General features: G+C 70.8%; 16 protein-coding genes, 1 tRNA gene, 1 other RNA gene and 1 riboswitch. Of the genes, 7 read left to right on the plus strand and 11 right to left on the minus strand.

The annotated features are described in order from the left end of the window. Window positions 1-104: 104 nt before the first annotated feature. Window positions 105-199, plus strand: a riboswitch (TPP riboswitch). The 3 genes from thiM (at window position 190) to thiD (ending at window position 3,082) form a co-directional block, all read left to right on the plus strand. Then, window positions 190-1,014 carry a hydroxyethylthiazole kinase gene (thiM, locus tag MJ607_RS02760; protein ID WP_243074010.1) on the plus strand — a complete coding sequence of 275 codons (825 nt, stop codon included), beginning with the start codon at window positions 190-192 and terminating at the stop codon, window positions 1,012-1,014. Its footprint overlaps the riboswitch before it by 10 nt. Further along, a complete protein-coding gene (gene thiE / locus MJ607_RS02765) occupies window positions 1,011-1,670 on the plus strand; it encodes a thiamine phosphate synthase (RefSeq protein WP_243074011.1) in 660 nt (219 codons plus the stop codon). Before thiM ends, thiE begins: the two co-directional genes overlap by 4 nt. Further along, the gene (gene thiD, locus MJ607_RS02770; protein WP_243074012.1) at window positions 1,667-3,082 is read left to right on the plus strand and encodes a bifunctional hydroxymethylpyrimidine kinase/phosphomethylpyrimidine kinase; all 1,416 of its coding nucleotides are present in this window, start codon (window positions 1,667-1,669) and stop codon (window positions 3,080-3,082) included. The genes thiE and thiD overlap by 4 nt, the downstream gene beginning before the upstream one ends. A gap of 7 nt (window positions 3,083-3,089) precedes the next feature. On the opposite strand, the gene MJ607_RS02775 is transcribed toward thiD, so the two are convergent. The 7 genes from MJ607_RS02775 to MJ607_RS02805 all read right to left on the minus strand — a co-directional run bounded on the left by MJ607_RS02775 (window position 3,090) and on the right by MJ607_RS02805 (window position 12,232). Next, entirely contained in the window at window positions 3,090-5,606 is a 2,517-nt protein-coding gene (locus tag MJ607_RS02775) for a glycoside hydrolase family 65 protein (protein ID WP_243074013.1), read from the minus strand. Further along, window positions 5,606-6,334, minus strand: coding sequence for an HAD family phosphatase (locus MJ607_RS02780; protein WP_243074014.1), 729 nt, complete (start codon window positions 6,332-6,334; stop codon window positions 5,606-5,608). Before MJ607_RS02780 ends, MJ607_RS02775 begins: the two co-directional genes overlap by 1 nt. A gap of 222 nt (window positions 6,335-6,556) precedes the next feature. After that, on the minus strand, window positions 6,557-7,786 hold the full coding sequence (locus MJ607_RS02785; RefSeq protein WP_243074015.1) for an acetate/propionate family kinase: 1,230 nt from the start codon (window positions 7,784-7,786) through the stop codon (window positions 6,557-6,559). After that, a complete protein-coding gene (gene pta / locus MJ607_RS02790) occupies window positions 7,783-9,930 on the minus strand; it encodes a phosphate acetyltransferase (RefSeq protein ID WP_243074016.1) in 2,148 nt (715 codons plus the stop codon). Before pta ends, MJ607_RS02785 begins: the two co-directional genes overlap by 4 nt. A gap of 82 nt (window positions 9,931-10,012) precedes the next feature. Continuing rightward, window positions 10,013-10,109: signal recognition particle sRNA small type (gene ffs / locus MJ607_RS02795), an RNA gene on the minus strand. 6 nt (window positions 10,110-10,115) lie between these two features. Next, a complete protein-coding gene (locus MJ607_RS02800; RefSeq protein ID WP_243074017.1) occupies window positions 10,116-11,783 on the minus strand; it encodes a DUF5671 domain-containing protein in 1,668 nt (555 codons plus the stop codon). Beyond that, window positions 11,759-12,232 (minus strand): hypothetical protein, encoded by a 474-nt coding sequence (locus MJ607_RS02805; RefSeq protein ID WP_243074018.1) that lies wholly within the window; start codon window positions 12,230-12,232, stop codon window positions 11,759-11,761. The genes MJ607_RS02800 and MJ607_RS02805 overlap by 25 nt, the downstream gene beginning before the upstream one ends. A 255-nt stretch (window positions 12,233-12,487) precedes the next feature. Between MJ607_RS02805 and MJ607_RS02810 the strand changes: the two genes are divergently transcribed. From MJ607_RS02810 to MJ607_RS02825, 4 genes are all read left to right on the plus strand, one after another. After that, entirely contained in the window at window positions 12,488-13,432 is a 945-nt protein-coding gene (locus MJ607_RS02810) for a MoxR family ATPase (protein WP_243074509.1), read from the plus strand. Window positions 13,433-13,475: 43 nt separating this feature from the next. Beyond that, entirely contained in the window at window positions 13,476-14,723 is a 1,248-nt protein-coding gene (locus tag MJ607_RS02815; protein ID WP_243074019.1) for a DUF58 domain-containing protein, read from the plus strand. Further along, window positions 14,710-17,028 carry a DUF3488 and transglutaminase-like domain-containing protein gene (locus MJ607_RS02820; protein WP_243074020.1) on the plus strand — a complete coding sequence of 773 codons (2,319 nt, stop codon included), beginning with the start codon at window positions 14,710-14,712 and terminating at the stop codon, window positions 17,026-17,028. Before MJ607_RS02815 ends, MJ607_RS02820 begins: the two co-directional genes overlap by 14 nt. A 59-nt stretch (window positions 17,029-17,087) precedes the next feature. Next, window positions 17,088-17,172: transfer RNA gene (locus MJ607_RS02825), tRNA-Ser, on the plus strand. Between the two features lie 52 nt (window positions 17,173-17,224). Here MJ607_RS02825 and MJ607_RS02830 read toward each other — a convergent pair. From MJ607_RS02830 to MJ607_RS02845, 4 genes are read right to left on the minus strand one after another with little or no spacing between them, the layout of a single operon-like run. Then, window positions 17,225-17,644 carry an arsenate reductase ArsC gene (locus tag MJ607_RS02830; protein WP_243074021.1) on the minus strand — a complete coding sequence of 140 codons (420 nt, stop codon included), beginning with the start codon at window positions 17,642-17,644 and terminating at the stop codon, window positions 17,225-17,227. Window positions 17,645-17,692: 48 nt separating this feature from the next. Beyond that, complete coding sequence (locus MJ607_RS02835; RefSeq protein ID WP_243074022.1) at window positions 17,693-18,589, minus strand: metalloregulator ArsR/SmtB family transcription factor; 897 nt, start codon at window positions 18,587-18,589, stop codon at window positions 17,693-17,695. Window positions 18,590-18,643: 54 nt separating this feature from the next. Next, on the minus strand, window positions 18,644-19,156 hold the full coding sequence (locus MJ607_RS02840; protein WP_243074023.1) for a GNAT family N-acetyltransferase: 513 nt from the start codon (window positions 19,154-19,156) through the stop codon (window positions 18,644-18,646). Beyond that, on the minus strand, window positions 19,156-20,469 hold the full coding sequence (locus MJ607_RS02845) for an FAD-dependent oxidoreductase (RefSeq protein WP_243074024.1): 1,314 nt from the start codon (window positions 20,467-20,469) through the stop codon (window positions 19,156-19,158). The genes MJ607_RS02840 and MJ607_RS02845 overlap by 1 nt, the downstream gene beginning before the upstream one ends. Window positions 20,470-20,528 lie beyond the last annotated feature (59 nt).

A 20,528-nucleotide genomic window follows, 5' to 3' on the forward strand; every position in this document is an offset into this window, starting at 1 on the left:
ACGGTGAGCGGCCGACACCGCGCCGGGTCGATCGGAGTCGATCCGGGCGCATCGCCCCGCCCAGCCGGTTTGACACGCGCGACGGGCCTGCTGATACATTGCTCGGCAGTGACACGGGGTGCTCGCGACGCGAGCTGAGAACACACCCGTCGAACCTGATCTCGTTAGGACGAGCGAAGGGATGTCCCGATGACCGCGCGTATCTCCACGCATCTGCCCCCGGCGGAGGCGCTCGAAGCGCTCCGCGCCGCCGCACCGCTCACGCAGTGCATCACGAACGCCGTCGTGACGAACTTCACGGCGAACGCGCTCCTCGCGCTGGGCGCGTCACCTGCCATGTGCGACCTGCCCGGCGAGGCGTGGATGTTCGCGGGGATCGCCGGCGGCGTCCTCGTCAACCTCGGCACCCCCACCGCCGAGCAGCGGGAGGCGGCCCGCGAAGCGGTGTGCGCGGGAACGCCGTGGGTGCTCGACCCCGTCGCCGTCGGCGTGCTCCCCGTGCGGACGGCCCTCGCGGCGGAGCTCGTCGCGGCGGGCCCCGCGATCGTGCGCGCCAACGCGTCCGAGGTGCTCGCCGTCGCGGGGCGCGCGAACGGAGGGCGCGGCGTGGACGCGACCGACGACCCGGACTCGGCGGCGGACGCCGCCCTCGAGCTCGCGCGACGCACCGGCGGAGTCGTGGCGGTGTCGGGAGCCGTCGATCTCGTGACGGACGGCGTCGACGTCGTCCGCGTGCACGGCGGCAGCCCTCTGCTGACGCGGATCACGGGCGGCGGGTGCTCGCTCGGGGCCGTCATGGCGGCGTTCCTCGCCGTCACGAGCCCCCTGTCGGCGGCGGTCGCGGCATCCGTCGTCTTCGCCGTCGCCTCGGAGCGGGCCGCTGCGGTCGCGCAGGGTCCGGGGTCGTTCGGCGTCGCCTTCCTCGACGCTCTCGCGACGATCACCCCGGACGACCTGCGGTCGGACGAGCAGGCCGAACGGCTCGTGTGGGCGGCAGTCGAGCTCGCGGGATGACCGCGCACGATCTCTCACTGCATCTCGTCACCGACGAGCGCCTCGCCTTCCCGCGTCTCACGTCGGTCGTCGACGCCGCGGTCGACGCGGGGGTGTCGGTCGTCCAGCTCCGTTCGAAGGCCGCGGCCACCGGCGAGCTGCTCGTCCAAGCGATCGTGCTCTCGCGCGTCATCGCGGGACGCGCCGCGTTCGTCGTCGACGACCGCCTCGACATCGTCCTCGCGGCGCGCGACGCCGGCGCCCGCGTGGACGGCATCCATCTCGGGCAGCGGGATCTGCCGCCCCGCGCCGCCCGGCGGCTCCTCGGCCCCGAGTCGCTCATCGGCTGGACCGCGAACACGCCGGAGCACCTCGCGGCCGCCGCCGGCATGCCGGACGGCACGATCGACTACCTCGGCGTCGGCGTCATCCGCCCCACGGCGACGAAGCCCGACCACCCTGCGCCGCTCGGGATCGACGGCTTCGCGGCGCTCGCGCAGCGCACGGCGTTCCCGTGCGTCGCGATCGGCGGTGTCACGGCGGACGACGTGCTCGCCCTGCGACGCGTCGGCGCCGCAGGTGTCGCGGTCGTCTCGGCGATCTGCGGAGCGGACGACCCGCGTGCGGCGACCCGCGAGTTCGCGAGATCGCTCGCGGCGAGCCAGGTCCCGGCATGAGCGTGCCGAGAGTCCTCAGCATCGCCGGCACCGATCCGACGGGAGGCGCAGGCGTGCAGGCAGACCTCAAGTCGATCGGCGCGCTCGGCGGCTACGGGATGGCCGTCGTGACGGCGCTCGTCGCACAGAACACGCGCGGCGTGCGGTCGATCCACGTGCCGCCCGCGGCCTTCCTCAGTGAGCAGTTGCGCGCCGTGAGCGACGACGTCGCGCTTGACGCCGTCAAGATCGGGATGCTGCACTCCCGCGCGCTCGTCGAGACGGTCGACGACTGGCTGCACGACGTCGCGCCGCCGATCGTCGTGCTCGATCCCGTCATGGTCGCGACGAGCGGCGACCGGCTGCTCGACCGCGCGGCCGAGGAGGCCGTGCGGGCGCTGTGCTCGCGCGCCGACCTCGTGACCCCGAATCTCGCCGAGCTCGCCGTCCTCACAGGGCGCGCGCCCGCCGAGGACTGGCGGACGGCGCTCGACCAGGCGCATGCCCTGCACGAGTCGAGCGGAGCCGCGGTGCTCGTCAAGGGCGGTCATCTCGCCGGCGGGTCGTCCCCCGATGCGATCGTCGCGGACGGGGCCGTGCACGAGGTGACCGGGCCGAGGATCGCGACCCGCAGCACCCACGGCACGGGGTGCTCGCTCTCGTCGGCGATGGCGACGCTGCGCGCGTCGGGGCTCTCGTGGCCGGACGCGCTGACGAGGGCGAAGGCGTGGCTCACGGGCGCTCTCGCCGCCGCCGACGCGCTGCAGGTGGGACGCGGCAACGGGCCAGTGGACCACTTCCACGAGCTGCGTCGGGCCGCGTCGTGGACGGATGCCGCATGGCAGGTCACCGCCCGGGTGCGCGCCGACGTCGACCGCTGCGGATTCGTGCAGGCACTCGGCGACGGGACCCTCGCCGAGGCCCGCTTCCACCGTTATCTCGCGCAGGATGCCCTCTACCTGCACGGCTACTCCCGCGTGCTCGCGGTCGCCGCCGATCTCGCGCCGACCGACGCCGATCGCGCGTTCTGGGGCGCTTGCGCCGAGTCCGCGCTCGAAGAGGAGTCACGGCTGCATCGTGAGCGCATCGGCGTCGCGACGCAGGATGCGGCATCCGCGACCCTCGCGTATCTCGGCCATCTCGACTCCGTCGCCGCACGCGGACAGTACGCCGAGATCGTGGCGGCGGTGCTCCCCTGCTTCTGGCTGTACAGCGATGTGGGGCGTCGGCTGCGCGCGCTCAGCGCACCGGCTCACCCCTACCGCGACTGGCTCGAGACCTACGACGACCCCGCGTTCGCAGACGCGACGAAGCGCGCGATCGCGGCCGCCGAGGCTGCCGCGGGTGCGGCATCCGTCGACGAACGTGACAGCATGACGCAGGTGTTCGTCGCGTCGATGCGGCTCGAGCTCGCGTTCTTCGAGGCCTTCTGAGCGCCCCTCAGACGTCGAGGGGGCCGTCCGGGCCGTCCGCTCCGTCCCCGATGATCGGGATCGACATCGTGACGGTGGGGACGGATGCCGACAGCAGCGTGCCGTCTTCGCGCCGGACGTCCTCGAACTGACGGATCGTCGGACGCCCCGGCAGCACGGGCCCCTGGTCGGCGAGCGGCACCACGATCTCCTCGCCGGGGGCGACGATGAACGACGCGCCCCTGACCTGGAAGTCGATGGGCCTCGTGCCCTGCGACGCGACACGGATCTCTCTGCGCCGGACCGCGACATCCAGCTGCGCTCCGTGCCATTGCAGCGAGTACGCGAGCTCGTCCCATGACTCCGGGAGCCTCGGATCGAACGTCAGCGTGCCGAAGTGATCGCGCATTCCGCCGAAGCCCGCGATGAGCGCCGTCCACACACCGCCCGCCGACGCGACGTGCACGCCGTCGGACGCGTTGTGGTGCAGGTCGCCGAGATCGACGAACGCGGACTGCAGGAAGTACTCGAGTGCGAGGTCCTGGTAGCCGACCTCGGCGGCGAGGATCGACTGCACGACCGCCGACAGTGTCGAGTCGCCCGTCGTGAGCGGGTCGTAGTACTCGAAGTCGGCGAGCTTCTCGTCGGCGGTGAAGTGATTGCCTTGCAGGAACAGCGCGAGCACGACATCCGCCTGCTTGAGCACCTGGTACCGGTAGATCACGAGCGGGTGGAAGTGCAGCAGGAGCGGCCTCTTGTCGGGCGGCGTGTGCTCGAGGTCCCAGATCTCGCGCTCGAGGAACACGGCGTCCTGCGGGTGGATGCCGAGCGCCGCACTGTACGGGATGTGCATCGCCTCGCCGGCACGCTCCCATGCCTCGGGCTCTTCCGGGTCGAGCGCGAGGCGGTCGACCATCATGCGGTACGCCTCGGGGTCGTCGTCGGCCATGAGCCGCACGACGCGCGCCGCGAAGCGCAGGTTGAAGCGCGCCATGACGTTCGTGAAGAGATTGTCGTTGACGACCGTCGTGTACTCGTCGGGGCCCGTGACGCCATGGATGTGGAACGACTCGACGGAATCGTCGCTCGTACGCCAGAACCCGAGCGTCGTCCACAGGCGCGCTGTCTCCACCGCGATGTCGATGCCCTCGCGGTAGAGGAATTCGACGTCACCCGTGGCGCGCACGTACTTCGCGAGCGCGAAGCTGACGTCGGCATTGATGTGGTACTGCGCCGTGCCGGCGGCGTAGTAGGCCGAGGCCTCTTCGCCGTTGATCGTGCGCCACGGGAAGAGGGCGCCTGCCTCATTGAGCTGGAATGCCCGCTTGCGGCCGGCCGGGAGCATGAGGTAGCGCATGCGGAGTGCGTTGCGCGCCCACAGCGGCGTCGTGTACATGAGGAACGGGAGGACGTAGATCTCGGTGTCCCAGAAGTAGTGCCCGCTGTAACCCGACCCCGAGACGCCCTTCGCCGGGACGCCCTGGCCGTCCGCGCGCGCCGCCGCCTGAGCGAGCTGGAAGAGGCACCAGCGCGTCGCCTGCTGGAGGGCATCGTGTCCCGCGATGCGCACGTCGGAGCGCGCCCAGAACGCATCGAGCCATGCGCGCTGCTGCAGGAACACGGCGTCCGTGCCGACCGAGAGCGCGCGGTCGAGCGTGCGACGGCAGCGGTCGACGAGCTCGCGCGCCGGCACGCCGCGCGACGTGTGGTAGCTCACGAGCTTCGTCACGCGGATGGGCACACCGGCCTTCGCCTGCACCCGGAAGACGTTCTTCGCGATGTCCGCTTCGATGAGGCGGCGCGCCGAGAACTCGTTGTCGGTCTCGACGACGTGGTCGGCAACGACGGCGATCGTCATGCCCGACTCTGCGACGCGGTACGAGAGCGCGGAGCGCATGTCGTCCTGCCAGAAGTCCTGCGGCTGCAGCACCCGCTCGTGGAGCTTCTCGGTCTTGCGCGGGTCGAAGCCGCCCTTCTTGGTCCCCACGTTCGCACCGCCGTAGACGTCCTCGCCGTCCTGGCGGTTGATGAGCTGGCAGTTGACCGTGACGGGGGCGTCGGCGTCGAGCACCGTGACGTCGACCCGCATGACGGCGAGGTGCTTCTCTTCGAACGACACGAGACGCTCGAAGTCGACGCGCACGTGCTTTCCCGAGGGCGTCACCCACGTGAGACCGCGGCGCAGCACGCCGTCGCGCATGTCGAGCGAGCGCTCGTAGTCGCGCACGTCCGTGACGTCGAACGACAGCGGCTCGTCGTCGACGTAGATGCGCATGACCTTCGCGTCGGGCGCGTTGACGATCGTCTGCCCGACTTCGGCGAAGCCGTAGGCCTGCTCCGCGTGGCGGATCTGGAACGTCTCGTGGAAACCGTTGATGAACGTGCCGTGCTCGTGCGCGTGCCGGCCCTCGGGCATGTTGCCGCGCAGGCCGAGGTACCCGTTGCCGACGGCGAACAGCGTCTCGGTGACGCCGGCGTCCGCGAGGATGAAGTTCTTCTCGACGAGCCGCCAGGGGTCGACGGGGAAGCGGTCGCGGTCGATCATCAGACGAGTTCCTCCAGGTCCTGGACGACGATGTGTGCACCCGCATCGCGCAGGACCTCGGCCCCGACGCCGCGGTCGACGCCCACGACGAGGGCGAAGCCGCCCGCAACCGCGGACTTCACTCCGCTCAGCGCGTCCTCGACGGCTACGCTGCGGGCGGGCTCGACGCCCATCATGCGCGCGGCCTCGAGGAAGACATCCGGTGCAGGCTTCGAAGCCAGGTGGTCGCGCTCGGCGATGACGCCGTCCATCACGACCGGGAACCGCTCGCGGATCCCCGCGACCTGCAGCACCTCTTCGGCGTTCTTCGAGCTCGACACGACGGCGACGGGGGTGCCTGCCACGGCGAGCGCGTCGAGCAGTGCGATCGAGCCCGGGTAGGGCTCGATGCCGTCGGTGCGCAGGACGCGCGAGAAGACGGCGTTCTTGCGGTTGCCGATGCCGCACACGGTGTCGGCCTCGACGGCGTCGGACGGGTCGCCCCATGGCACCTCGACGTCGCGGCTGTGCAGAAGGCTCGCGACGCCGTCGTAGCGCTTCTTGCCGTCGAGGTACTCGAAGTAGTCGCGATCCGTGTACTCCGGATCGATGCCCCACGCCGCGAAGAGCTCCTCGAACATCGTCCGCCACGCGTGCATATGCACCTCCGCGGTCGGTGTCAGCACACCGTCGAGGTCGAAGAGCACGGCGTCGTAGCCGGTCAGGTCGGGCAGGGCGTCAGCGGGCACAGAACCTCCAGAAAGGAAGCGGGTGGTCGGACTGCCGGCTCTTCGTCGTGCCGTCATGCCAGCGTAGTCCGCCGCTCCCGACAGCAGGAGGATGCGCGCGTTACGGATGCGTGACGGATGCCGGGTCCGCCCTCGCACCGCACGTCCCTCGGAGCATTTCACCTCATTCGGACCGAATCGCAGGATTGGTCCGAATAAGCTGCAATCGTCCGACGAAGAGCGTCAGGCCTCTGCCGCGGCGAGCGCCTGCCGGGCGATCTCGAGCTCTTCGTTCGTCGGGACGACGAGCACCGTGACGCGCGAGGAATCGGTCGAGATGACCCGGATGCCGCGCCCGCGCGCCTCGTTGCGCTCGGGATCGATCTCGACCCCCGCGAATCCGAGCGTCTCGAGGGCACCCGCGCGGACGAGCGGCGAATTCTCACCGACGCCCGCCGTGAACGAGATGACGTCCGCGCCGCCGAGCTCGGCGAGGTACGCACCCGCGTAGGAGCGGAGGCGATGCAGGTACACCTCGAAGGCGAGTGTGGCCGCGGCATCCCCTCGCTGCACTCCGTCCTCGACATCGCGCATGTCGGAGACTCCGGCGAGGCCCAGGATGCCGCTGCGCTTGTTCAGCAGCGTGTCGAGGTCGTCGATCGAGAAGTTCGCGCGGCGCGCCAGATGGAACAGGACCGCGGGGTCGATGTCGCCCGAGCGCGTGCCCATGACGAGTCCCTCGAGCGGCGTGAGCCCCATCGACGTGTCGACCGAGCGGCCTCCGTCGACCGCCGTGACCGACGCGCCGTTGCCGAGGTGGAACACGATCTGCTTGAGCTCTTCGAGCGGGCGGCCGAGGAACGCCGCGGCGGCCTCCGAGACGAACTTGTGCGATGTGCCGTGGAAGCCGTAGCGGCGGATGCGATGCGCCTCGGCGAGCGTGCGGTCGATCGCATACGTGTAGGCCGCGGGCGGCAGGGTCTGGTGGAACGCCGTGTCGAACACCGCGACGTGCGGGAGATCGGGGAAGTCTGCCTTCGCGGCCCTGATGCCCTGCAGCGCGCCGGGATTGTGCAGCGGCGCGAGCACCGAGAGCTCGTCGATGTTGATCTCGACGAGCGGACTGATGAGGGTCGGCTCGAAGAACCGGGCGCCGCCGTGCACGACCCGGTGCCCGACGGCGGTCGGCGCGTGATCGTCGAGCGAGGGGCCGTGCTCGGCGAACGCGTCGAGCATGACGCGGAACCCCGCCGTGTGGTCGGGGATCGGCAGTTCGCGCGTGTACTTCGCGTCGCGCGCGGCGGGAGCGGGCTCCCCCTCGTCGGCCGAGAAGTAGACGGTGTGCCGCGACTCCCCCACCTCTTCGCCGATGCGCTCGACGAGCCCCGACGCGAGGACGACCTCGGCCTGCATGTCGATGAGCTGGTACTTGAAAGAGGACGAACCGCTGTTGACGACCAGCACGACGCTCATGCCGTGGCTCCCCCACCCTGGGCCTGGATCGCGGTGATCGCGATCGTGTTGATGATGTCGTCGACGAGCGCGCCGCGCGACAGGTCGTTGATGGGCTTGTTGAGCCCCTGCAGGACGGGCCCGATCGCGACGGCGCCCGCCGAGCGCTGCACCGCCTTGTAGGTGTTGTTGCCCGTGTTGAGATCCGGGAACACGAAGACCGTCGCGCGGCCCGCGACATCCGACTCCGGCATCTTCGCCTTCGCGACCGCCGCGTCCGCCGCGGCGTCGTACTGGATCGGCCCCTCGACGAGCAGCTCGGGGGCGCGCTCGCGTACGAGGGCCGTCGCCTCGCGCACCTTCTCGACCTCGGCGCCGGATCCGGACTCTCCCGTCGAGTACGACAGCATCGCGATCCTGGGATCGATGCCGAACTGCGCGGCCGTCGCGGCCGACGAGACGGCGATGTCGGCGAGCTGAGTCGCGGAGGGGTCGGGGATCACCGCACAGTCGCCGTAGACGAGCACGCGGTCGGCGAGCGCCATGAGGAACACCGACGAGACGACCGAGACGCCCGGCTTCGTCTTGATGATCTCGAACGCGGGCCGGATCGTGTGGGCTGTCGTGTGCACGGCGCCCGAGACCATCCCGTCCGCGAGGCCCAGATGCACCATGAGCGTCCCGAAGTACGAGACGTCGGTCACGGTGTCGGCGGCCTGCGCGTAGGTGACTCCCTTGTGGGCGCGCAGGCGCTCGTACTCGCGCGCGAACCTGTCGACGTGAACGGCGTCGAAGGGACTCAGGATCGTGGCCCCGGCGATGTCGAGGCCGAGCTCGAGGGCGCGGCTGCGCACCTCGATCTCCTCTCCGAGGATCGTGAGGTCGGCGATCCCGCGCGCGAGGACGCTCGCGGCGGCGCGCAGGATGCGGTCGTCGTCGCCCTCGGGCAGCACGATGTGCCGGCGATCCGCGCGGGCGCGCTCCATGAGGCCGTACTCGAACATGAGCGGCGTCAGGACGGTCGAGCGCGCGAGGCCCAGCGACCGGACGAGCGCCTCGGTGTCGACGTGGCTCTCGAACAGCGCGAGGGCCGTGTCGTAGCGGCGCTGCGAGTCGGCGGCGAGCCGTCCCCGCGCCGCCATGATCTTCACGATCGCGTCGTAGGTCGCCAGATCCGTCGTGACGATCGGGAGCGTCGCGCCGAGGCCGTCGATGAGGCGGTCGATGTCGTCGGGCAGCGGGAAGGGGCCGTTCAGGACGATCCCCGAGACGGAGGGGAAGGTGCCGGACCGCTGCGCGAGCAGCGTCGCGAGCAGCACCTCGACACGGTCGGCGGGGATGACGACGAGGGCGCCGTCGACGAGCCTCGGCAGCACGTTGACGAGCGACATCCCGGCGATGACGACCTCGAGCACTTCACGGGTGAACATCTGCGGCTCACCCTTGAGCACCTTCCCGTCGACGGAGCGCATGACATCGCGGACGGACGGCGCGACCAGGAGTCGGTCCTCCGGCAGGACCCACACGCCCACGGTGCCGACGGCCGTCGCGCGCTCGGGGGTCGCCGTCGCGTCGACGACCGTGCGCACCGCGGTGACCGTGTCAACGAGGCTCGCGGGGTCGGCGCGGTTGACGACGACGGCGAACAGGCCGGCGCGGCCGTGCGCGAGCTCGGCGAGCGAGAGGGCCGCGAGCTGTCCGATCTCCTCCGGCGTGCGGGGCGAGGACGTGCCGAGGTGCTCGCCCTCGCTGCCGCGTCCGTTGACGACGAGCAGGACCGGCGCGCCGAGGTTCGCGGCGATGCGCGCGTTGAAGCCGAGCTCGGTCGGGCTGCCGACATCGGTGTAGTCGCTGCCGACGATGACGACGGCGTCGCACTGGGATTCGACGGTCTTGTAGCGCTGGACGATCGTCGCGAGCGCGGCATCCGGATCCTGACGCACGTCGTCGTACGTGACGCCGACGCACAGGTCGTAGTCGAGGTCGACGCCGTCGTGGTCGAGCAGCATCTCGAGGACGTAGTCGCGCTCGCGCGTCGACCGCGCGATGGGGCGGAACACCCCGACCCGCGGCGTCGCGTGGCTCAGGGCGTCGAGCACCCCCAGCGCGATGGTGGACTTGCCCGAGTGACCTTCTGCCGAGGTGATGAAGATGCTCTGCGCCACGCGGCCCAGCCTATGGGCGGGCGGGTGCCGCGGCCAGGCGGTCACCCGGAGAAATCACGACGTCGAGAGAAGCCCCGGGAAAAAGTAAGACTCTCCGCGCACCCGGCAGAGCCTGGTTACCCTTGCTACGTTTCCGTCCTGGGGGAGTTGGCCTGGATGCCGTCACGCGGAGAGCTGAGAACAGTCTAGCCGTTCGCCGACGAGGCGAGTGCCGCGGCCTCGTCAAGCGGGATCGCCCGCACTCCCCCGCCCGTCTCGGCGAGGATCAGAACGCTCGGCGCCGACAACCCCTCGATCGCCGAGAGCACGGCGGGGAGGTCGACGTCGCCGAGCCCGGCGCCGCCGGGGGCCCCGCTCTCGTGCCACACCGACACGGACGCGCCGGTCGCCGAGCGGATGCCGCGCACGAGCTCGCCCGATTCCGCGGCCGCGACGAGGACGACCCGGCCCACCGTCGCGACGGCGGCTGCCGGCTTCGCGATCGCGCGATCGTGCCGCCAGACCGCGAAGTGGTAGGCGAAGACGACGGCCGTCGCGACGAGCAGGCCGAACGGGGCGCGGATGCGCTCGATGAGGCCTGCCGCGCCGCCCGCGCCGAGCGCGAACTCGAAGACGCGGAAGCCGATGATGAGGACCGCCGCGATCGCGACGACGGCGCTCGCCCCGAAGATCGTGACGAGGTAGACGCGGCGAGCGCGGTCGGCCGCATCGTCCGCCGAGGCGGCGCGCGTCGGCTGCCACGCGAACCACCATGCGGGCGCACCGACGACCAGCGCGCTCAGGCCGCCGAGCAGGAGTGTGCGCGGGTCGTCGTCGACGAGGTTGGGCGACAGCGTCGCGAGGAGCCCGTTGATCACGACGCCGAACCCGCTCGCGGCGCCGATGAGGGCGACGGCCGAGACGAGCAGTCGCGCACCCCGCCGCACACCCTCCGAGCGGCGGGCGACGACCTGCGCGTGATAGGCCCACACGATGCCGCCGATGAGCGCGGCGGCGATCGCGACGTCGAGCGACGCCATGACCTCTGCGACGGGATCGTCATCGAAGAGCACGCGCAGGAGCGTGAAGAGGGCGAAGCCCGTCGCGTAGAGGGTCGTGGCCGCCGCGGCGCCCACGACGATGACGAGCACGACCGGCGCGAACGAGCCCGGCGCATCGCGTCCGCCCTCGACGAACCAGTGCCACCACCATACGACGGCGCCTACGAGCGCCCACGCGAGTGCCTGCGCCGCCGCCGTCGACCACGACTGCGACGAGACGAGCACCTCGCCGCCCAGCGAGAGGGCCGCCTCGATGAGCGCGGCGAGCGCCGTGATCACACCGATTGCGGCGACCGCCAGTCCGTACAGCGCGCCGAGCGACACCGGGACGTACGGCAGCCGCGCGGGCGCCGTGGCGGCGCTGCGCCGCATATGCCGGTGCCAGAGCCAGACGGCGCTCCACACGACGGCGGAGGCTGCGGCACCGGCATCCCATCGTCCCTCGATGCCTTCCGCGGCCGCCGTCGACAGCCCGACGCTCGCGGTGATGAGCGCCGTCGTCGACATCGCAGCGAGGTAGAGCGCCCAGACGAGCGACCGTCGTTCGTCCGCTTCGGCGAACCGGCGCCGCTGCCACCACCACAGCAGGCCCGCGAGCGGGAGTCCGATGACGGTGAAGGCGAGCGAGCGCGCGAGCCCCGAATCGCCCGAGGTGAGCACCTGACCCGCGCCGACCGCGCGCTCGAGGAGTCCCGTGAGCCCGATCGCCGCGACGACGACGAGCGCGAACAGGATGACATAGACGATGATGCGGCGCACGGCCGTCTGCGCCCGCCCCGGCCCGGCCATCAGCGCGGCTCTGTCTGTGCGCACACGACGAACTCCCACGGCGTGGCAGAGATGAGCCAGTCGCCGCCCGTGCGCTCGAGTTCGAAGACGCCCTCGTTCTCGTACTCGCTCGTGCCGAGCGGCCCCGACCCGTAGACGGTCGCGATCAGCACCTCGACGCGAGCGGAGTCGTCGCGCACGGTGGTCTCGAGCAGCGTCACGCGCCGATCCTCGGTGCCGGCCGAGGTCTGCTCGCAGTCGTCCGCGATCTCGGGGACGAGATAGTCGATCGCCGTGTCGACGTCGCCGTCGACGACAGCCTGCGAATAGCGCTGCACGACCCCCTCGGGCGTGCCCTCGTCGTACTGCGCGGGGGCGCTGCGCGCGAAGACCGCGATCAGCGCGACGATGACGACCACCGCGACGACGGCGATCAGCACGATCATCGTGGTCCGCGACCCGCGCTTCGGCGAGTCTGATGCCGGTTCGCTCATACGCACATGATGCTGCCTGCATCGATCCGGGGCGAGGATCTGCGAGCGAGAATCGCCGGGCGGGCCCCGATCGGCGGACCCCCTGCCCAGCGATCTCTCAGGCCCACAGCACCGCCCACGCGATTAGGATCAGGACAAGGGCGATGGCGCCCCCAGAACGACGGTGGGACCGGGGAGGTCGCGGTGGCGGATACGGCGACGACGGAAGCCACGGCGGCGGACAGCGACGAGATCGACGCTGACGCATTCGCCCGCATGACCGGGCGCATCACGGATGCCGTCGGCAGTGTCATCGACGGCAAGCCCGACGCCGTGCGCTCGGCGCTCGTGTGCCTCCTCGCCGAGGGGCATCTTCTCATCGAGGACGTCCCGGGTGTCGGCAAGACGATGCTCGCGCGGGCGCTCGCGGCCTCCGTCGACGCGACGGTGCGCCGCATCCAATTCACTCCCGATCTGCTGCCCGGCGACGTCACGGGCGTCAGCGTCTTCAACCCGCTCGAGCGCGAGTTCGAGTTCAAGCCCGGCGCGATCTTCGCGAACATCGTGATCGCCGACGAGATCAACCGCTCATCCCCCAAGACGCAGTCGGCCCTGCTCGAGGCGATGGAGGAGCACCAGGTCACGGTCGACGGGCACTCGCATCCGCTCCCGGACCCGTTCCTCGTCGTCGCGACGCAGAACCCGCTCGAGATGGAGGGCACCTACGCGCTGCCCGAGGCGCAGCGCGACCGGTTCATGATGCGCATCTCGATGGGCTACCCCGACGCGCGGTCCGAAGCGCTCATGCTGCGCCAGCGCGACACCGTCAACCCTCTCGAGGCGCTGCGCGCCGTCGCCTCGGCCGCCGAGGTCTCGCGTCTCGTGGCCTGGGCCCGCGCCGTGCACGTCGCCCCGACGATCGAGGACTACGCCGTCGCGCTCGCGCACGCGACGCGCGCGCACTCCGACCTGCGCCTGGGCGCGAGCCCCCGCGCGACGCTCCAGCTCGTCCGCGCCGCGAAGGTGTGGGCGGCTCTCGACGGGCGGGAGTTCGTCATCCCCGACGACATCACCGCCCTTCTCGTGCAGGTGTTCGCGCACCGGCTCATCCCGACCCGCGCGGCGGGCGGCTCGCGGGTCCGCTCGGGCGCCGACGCCGTCACCCTGATCCTCGAGCGCATCGCACAGAGCGTGCGCGTGCCGATCGCCGCGCGTCCCTGAGCCAGGAGACCGCCGTGCATCCCCCCAGCGCCGCGAGGTCGTCATGAGACGCCTGTGGCCGTTCACGGTGCGCGGCTCGGGGGCCCTCGCACTCGGCATCGCGTGCTTCATCGTCGCGAACGAGCTCGGAGTCGTCGAGTTGATGTACTTCGGGATGCTGCTCCTCGGCGTCCTCGTCGCCGCATGGGTGTCGCTGCACCTCGTGCGCCGCACCGATCGCGTCACGCGGTCCCTCTCCCCCGATGTCGGCACGGTCGGCCGCACGTCGACGGTCGTCACGCGCGTCGGCGTGCGCTCGCCCTTCCCGACGGCTCCCGGAACGTGGCAGGACGCGCTGCCGCTCGGCGTGGGCGGGGTCGCGCGCGGCTCGTTCCCCGCGATCGGCTCGGGCTTCCGCGGAGCCGAGAAGTCGGTCGAGCTCGAGTACACCGTGACGGGCGTACGGCGCGGCATCCATTCCCTCGGGCCCCTCACCGTGACGTCGATGGATCCCTTCGGACTCGCGCGCCGCCGCATGACCTTCGCCGATCACGCCAAGGTGACGATCGCGCCGGCCTCGATCGAGCTCTCGCCCCTCATCAACCTGCTCGGCGACGCCGGCGGCACGCTGCACTCGCAGACCAACCACCTCGGGCAGGGCGCCGACAATCTCGTGGCACGGCCGTACGTCCCGGGCGACTCGATGCGCCGCATCCACTGGCGCGCGTCGGCGCACCGCGGCGACCTCATGGTGCGCCAGGAGGAGCAGGAGTCGACGCCCGATGCCGTCGTCGTGCTCGATCGCGGCGTGCTGCGGTACACGGCCGATGCGCTGGCCTCGACGGGCTCCGACCCGGGATTCGAGACCGCCGTCTCGATCGCGATCTCGGTCCTGACGCGCCTCGTGCAGGACGGCTACGCCGTCGACATCATCGACACCGACGGCACTCCGCTCGCGGAGCACATCGACGGCGGCGACATGACGGCCGTCGAGGACGTCCGCACGCACTTCGCGACGCTCACGGCCCGCAAGGACGACCATCTGCAGCGACTGTCGAAGGTCTTCCTCGGCGTCATGACGGGTCCCGTCGTCCTCGTGACCGGCCGGTTCGACCGCGCGGACGCGGACGCGATCGCGCCCATCGTCCACCACAGCTCGCTGCCGATCCTGCTCGCCGTCTCGCCCACGCAGGACGCGCTGGGGCGTGCGCTCGATGCCGGGTGGCATGCGGCATCCGTCCCGCCGTTCTCCGAAATGGCGAGCGCATGGACCGCCGTCGTCGAGCGGGGGGTGAGCCGTGCGTTCCGCTGAGCGGGTGCAGGCCGACGGCAGCGTCCACGTGGGCAGGCAGCGGCCCGCCGACGAGCGCGAGCTGCGACGCCCCCCGGATCTCGGCATGACGATCGGCGTCTTCGTCGCGATCTTCGCGGCGCTGCTCCCCGTCACGGGCGTCGTACGGCCGTGGCCATGGCTGCTCGGGGCGACGGTGCTGACCGCGATCATCCTCGCCGTGGGCTTCGTCGCACGGCGCTACCGTCTGCCCGCCGTCGCCGTGAGCCTGCTCGAGCTCGCCGCGTGGGCGCTCGCGCTGACGTTCCTCTTCTTCCGCGACACGGCGCTGCTGTTCTTCGTGCCGACCCCGAGCACGCTCCGCGCCGTCCCCGAGGCGCTGGCCGCCGCGTCGCAGGAGATCGCGCTCGGCGCCGCGCCGCTCGACGCGGGGCCCGAGCTCGCCTTCCTCATCGTGGGTGCCACGGCGGCGCTCGCGATCATCGTCGACCACGTCGTGCTGACGGCACGGATGCCGCTGCTCGCCGCCGTCGGACTCATCGCGGTCTCGCTCATTCCCTCGATCGCGGTGCCGCGGGGCGTCGACGTGCCCGCCTTCGTGCTGCTGGCGGGCGCCGTGCTCTTCCTCCTCCGCGCCGAGACCCGCGCGCGCGAGCCGAAGCCACCGCGCGATGCGTCGCGCGCGGGCGGTGCCACGGCAACGGCCCTCGGCATCGGCGCGATCGCCGTCGTGGTCGCGATCGTCGCCTCCCCGCTGCTCCCCCAGCCGGCCATCCAGGCCGGCAGCGGCGGGATCGGCGCAGGTCCCGGCATCGACGTGTCGCTGCAGCTCGGCGACGACCTTCGCCGGCCGCGGGAGACTGTTGCATTGACCGTCCGGTCGTCGATGGCGGGAGCACCGTATCTGCGCGCCGCGACGCTCTCGGAGTTCGACGGAGCGATCTGGGAGCCCGACCGCGTGCGGTCCGTGCCGCTCGGAAGCGAACTCGGCCTCGACGAGCCCGAGGTGACCGCCGACATCCGCGTGACGGAGTACACGACGATCGTCTCCGTGCAGGACCTCGTCTCGCCGTGGCTGCCGGTGCCGTTCCCTGCCGTCGGCGTCACGGGGCTCGAGGGCGACTGGGAGGCCGTCCCCTACAACCGCACCGTCGTGTCGCGCACGACGTCCACGGCGGGCCAGGAGTACGCGGTCGTCACGCACGTGCCGCGACCGTCGCTGGAGCAGATCCGGGCCGCATCGGCCGTCGGCGAGCAGCTGCGCGAGGAGACGAAGGCGCTGCCGGGCGGCATGCCCGAGATCATCGAGCAGACGGCCCGCGAGGTGACCGCGACAGCGCAGAACGACTACGACGCCCTCGCGATGCTGCAGCGGTGGTTCCGCAGCAGCGGCTTCCGGTATTCCCTCGACGCGCCCGTCGAGGACCGCTTCGACGGCAGCGGGGCGCAGGCTGTCGCGCGATTCCTGGAGGCGAAGGAAGGGTACTGCGTGCACTTCGCCTCGGCTTTCGCGCTCATGGCGAGGACGCTCGAAATGCCCTCGCGCATCGTCGTCGGGTTCCTCCCGGGCACCGCCACGACGGACGCCGTCGACCGGCAGACCGTGTACACGGTCATGAGCAGCCAGCTGCACGCGTGGCCCGAGGTCTACTTCGACGGCATCGGCTGGGTCCCGTTCGAGCCCACCGTCGGCCTCGGCGTGCCCACGACCTTCTCACCCGCCGCGACGCTCGCCGACAACCCGGGCGACGTCCGCGACCCGCTGGACGGGCCCACGCCGTCCGCGTCGGCGCTCCTCCCCGAGGCCGAGCGCTCGCTCGACGACCCCTCTGTCTCGCAGGCCGATTCCTCCAGCACGACCGTCAATCCGCTGCCGATGTTCGGTGCCCTCGTCGCAGCGCTCGTGGCCCTGTCGATTCCGGCGCTCATCCAGGGCGCTCGCACGCGCCGCATGCTCGCCGCGGCTGCCCGCGGCGACGCGGTCGCAGCGTGGACCGTCGTGCAGGACGCCGCGATCGACCTGGGCATCGCGGCCCCTGCGAGCGAGTCGCCCCGCGCCCTCGGAAGGCGCCTCATCGACGAGCACGGCGCGCCGCTGGCCGCGACGACGCGGCTCGTCGCCGCGATCGAGCGCACGAGCTACGCCGAGATCGCCTCCGATTCGGTGGACGGTTCGATGGCGGATGCCGCGGCCTCCGTCCGCGCCGCGCTCTTCGAGCACCTGCCCTCCATGCGCCGCCTCCGCGGCGTCATCCTGCCGAGATCGCTCGTCGTGCGGCCGGGGTCGGTCTACGCGAGCGCGGGCTCGAGAGGCGCGCGCACCTGAGCCGCGTTCGGCCCGCCGCCCGGCAGCAGGTAGGATGTCCTCTGGCCCTTGTGGCTTCCGGAGGATTCGCCTAGTGGCCTATGGCGCACGCTTGGAAAGCGTGTTGGGTGAAAGCCCTCGGGGGTTCGAATCCCCCATCCTCCGCACTGTGAAATGGCGCCGTCCCGAAGGGGCGGCGCCATTTCACATCTTGCGTTCAGGCCTGCGCCACCCGCTCCGGAAGCAGATCATCGATCAGCGCCTCGATTCGCCGGCGGATCTCGTCACGAATGGGACGCACCGCCTCGATTCCCTGACCGGCCGGGTCGTCGAGCTCCCAGTCTTCGTAGCGCTTGCCCGGGAAGATCGGGCACGCGTCGCCGCAGCCCATCGTGATGACGACATCCGATTCCTTGACGGCGTCGACCGTCAGCACCTTGGGGGTGTTGCCTGCGATGTCGATGCCTTCTTCCGCCATCGCTTCGACGGCCACGGGATTGATGACGTCCTTGGGCGCGGACCCCGCGGAGAGCACCTCGACCTCGTCGCCGCCGAGGGCGCGCAGATACCCGGCGGCCATCTGCGAACGGCCGGCGTTGTGGACGCACACGAACAGAACGGTGGGCTTTTCACTCATGGCGGTCTCTCTTTCTCTTCCTGAAAGCATAGACCGCTATCTATATGACTATCGAGCCGGATCAGATGAACGTTCGGGGAACAACTCCACGAGCAGACCGCGCACGCGGACCTCGATGTCGTCCCTGATCGCACGAATCCGCTCCGGCGATTTGCCGACCGGGTCGTCCAGGTCCCAATCCAGGTACCGTCGGCCGGCGTAGACCGGGCACGCATCGCCGCATCCCATCGTGACGACGACGTCGGCGGCGCGGACGACCTCGTCGGTGAGCGGCTTGGGAAACTCCCCGCCGAGCGATACGCCGATCTCTTCGAGCGCCGCCGCGATGCTGTGGCGCACGTCGCTCGCCGGCTCCGAACCCGCGGTCCTCACGGCGACTCGATCGCCCGCGAGCTGCCGGAGTATGCCCGCCGCGATCTGTGAGCGGCCGGCGTTCTGCACGCACACGAAGAGCACCGTGGGCACCGCGGGCGCGTGCGCGATCTCGTGGCTGAGCGCTTCCAAGCGCGTTGCGGCGAACGTCGCCGTGCGGCTGGCCAGCACCGGAGACCGCGAGCTGCCGACCAGCAGCCGGCAGCTCTCCAGCACCGTGGCGTGGACGGTCTCTGGGCTGAACACGCCGCGAAAGCGGAGCGAAAGATCGCGGGCGATTCGCTCGAGGTCCGGTTGCCGCGCGGGCTCCAAGCCGCCGCCGAGAAGCGCGTCGACACGATCTGCATGCTCGTCTGCGATCCAGTACCAGACGCGGCGCCCCTCAGGCTCGCGCACGACGATGCCGTCATCGTGCAACACCTTCACATGGTGGCTGACTGTCGGCTGTCGAAGCTCCAGCGCTTCCGCGAGCCTGCCGACCAGAGCCCGCCCATCCGCGGAGTCGCGGATCAACCGAAGAATGCGAATGCGGGTCGGATCTCCCAAGGAGGCGAAGCTCGTCGCGGGATCCATAGACGCGAGTCTATCGACCATGGGGGCACCGGTGAATGGCGGGCCGTCCCTGCTTCAGTCGCTCTGGACCGTGTCGCTGCGCCGCTCGATCAAGAGCGTGTCGCGCCACGCGCCGGCGTGCGGGCCGATGCCGGACCGCGCGATGCGCTCGCGCCGGCCCACCACCCGGAAGCCCGCCGCCTCATGCAGTCTGAGGCTCGCGGCGTTCTCCGGGAAGATGCTGGACTGGATCGTCCAGATCCCCGCATCCTCGGCAGCGTCGATGAACACGTCGAGGAGGCGGCGACCGACTCCTTGTCCACGAGCGCTGCGGTCGATGTAGACCGAGTGCTCGACGACGCCGCGGTACGCCGGGCGGGAGGACACCGGCGAGGCGGCGATCCAACCGAGAAGAGCGCCGCTCTCGTCGGCGGCGATGAACCGCAGTCCGGGCGGCTTCCCGGCGTCGAAGCTCTGCCAGGTCGGGGTGGCGACCTCGAAGGTCGCCTCCCCGTCCTCGATCCCCTGTGCGTAGATCTCCTCGACCGCCCGCCAGTCAGCGGCGGCCATCTCGCGCACTTCCGCCATCAACAGCATCCACCGCCGTTGCCGGCGTCCGTCGAGCAGACACCCGTTGCGGGAAGCACGAGTTCGACGTTCGACGCGGACGCGGTGTCGCCGCTCAGCCATGCCGTCACCGAACGCACCTGCTCGTAGCCCGTGGCGAGCAGGAACGTCGGCGCCCGCCCGTATGACTTCATCCCGACGATGAAGAACCCCTGCTCCGGGTGGGCCAGCTCGCGGAAGCCATGGGGCTCGACGCTGCCACAGGAGTGCACGTTCGGGTCGATGAGGGGTGCGAGCCGCTTGGGCGCCTCGACGATCTCATCGAGCTCGAGTCGGATCTCTCGGAGGATGTCGAGGTTCGGCCGGAACCCGGTGGCATTCACGACGATGTCGGCCTCGTGGGTCACGACGTCACCGCGGTGATGTCCGACCAGTTCGACGGCGTCGCCTGTGCGGCGGGCTCGGATGATCTCGAAGCCGTCGACGAGGGCGATGTCGCCCCGCTCGACGGCTCGGTCGACGCGGCTTCCGAGGTTGGCGCGACCGATGAGCTCATCGTCGGGCGAAGAGGATACGCGGACGGCTTTCGCGTTGCGGATCAGCCAGGTCACCGTGGTGCCGGCTTCCTCACTCGCGAGCTGCACCAGCGCCAGCAGCGTGTTGGCGGCGGAGTGCCCGGCGCCGACGACGGTTACCCGTCGGCCCGCGAACGCGGCGCGATCCTTGCCGAGCACATCGGGAAGCGCTGGAGTGACACGGTCGGCGATGTCTGCCATCCCCAGCAGTTCAAGCCCGCTCGAGGAGAGCGAATTCGGAGACGTGTACGTGCCGGATGCGTCGATCACCGCGCGCGCAGCAACGTCCTCCACGTCGCCGTTCGCCGTCCGGATGCGCACCGCGAAGGGGGTGACGGCGCGGCGGGCGGTCCGGGTGCGGTCCATCCCCTCGCGGGTTACGCCGATCACTTCGACGCCGGTGCGGATCCGCTGAGCGATCTCCTCGACGGCAGCGAGCGGGGAGACGTACTTCTCGACGAGTTCTGTCCCTGTCGGCGCGCGCTCAGGATCCGGCAGTTCCCACCCGCGCTCCTCGAGCAGGCGGCGCGACGCGGGATCCACGAGATGCTTCCATGGAGAGAACAGACGCGTGTGACCCCAGGCCCGCACGCTGGCCGCCACCTCATCGCCCGCCTCGAAGACGACGAAGTCGATGCCGCGCTCGACCAGATTCGCCGCGGCGGCCAAGCCGATCGGCCCCGCGCCGATGATCGCGACAGGCAGAGCCGAAAGCGGGCCGGCTGCACGAACGCGGGGTGTCAGGTCGAGTAGGGTCACAACGTCCTCCAACGGATATCGATGAACTTCGATACCTCGATACTGAACCTACGTATCGA

Origin of the sequence: Microbacterium sp. SS28 (genome assembly GCF_022761035.1) — a bacterium.
Taxonomy (GTDB): domain Bacteria; phylum Actinomycetota; class Actinomycetes; order Actinomycetales; family Microbacteriaceae; genus Microbacterium.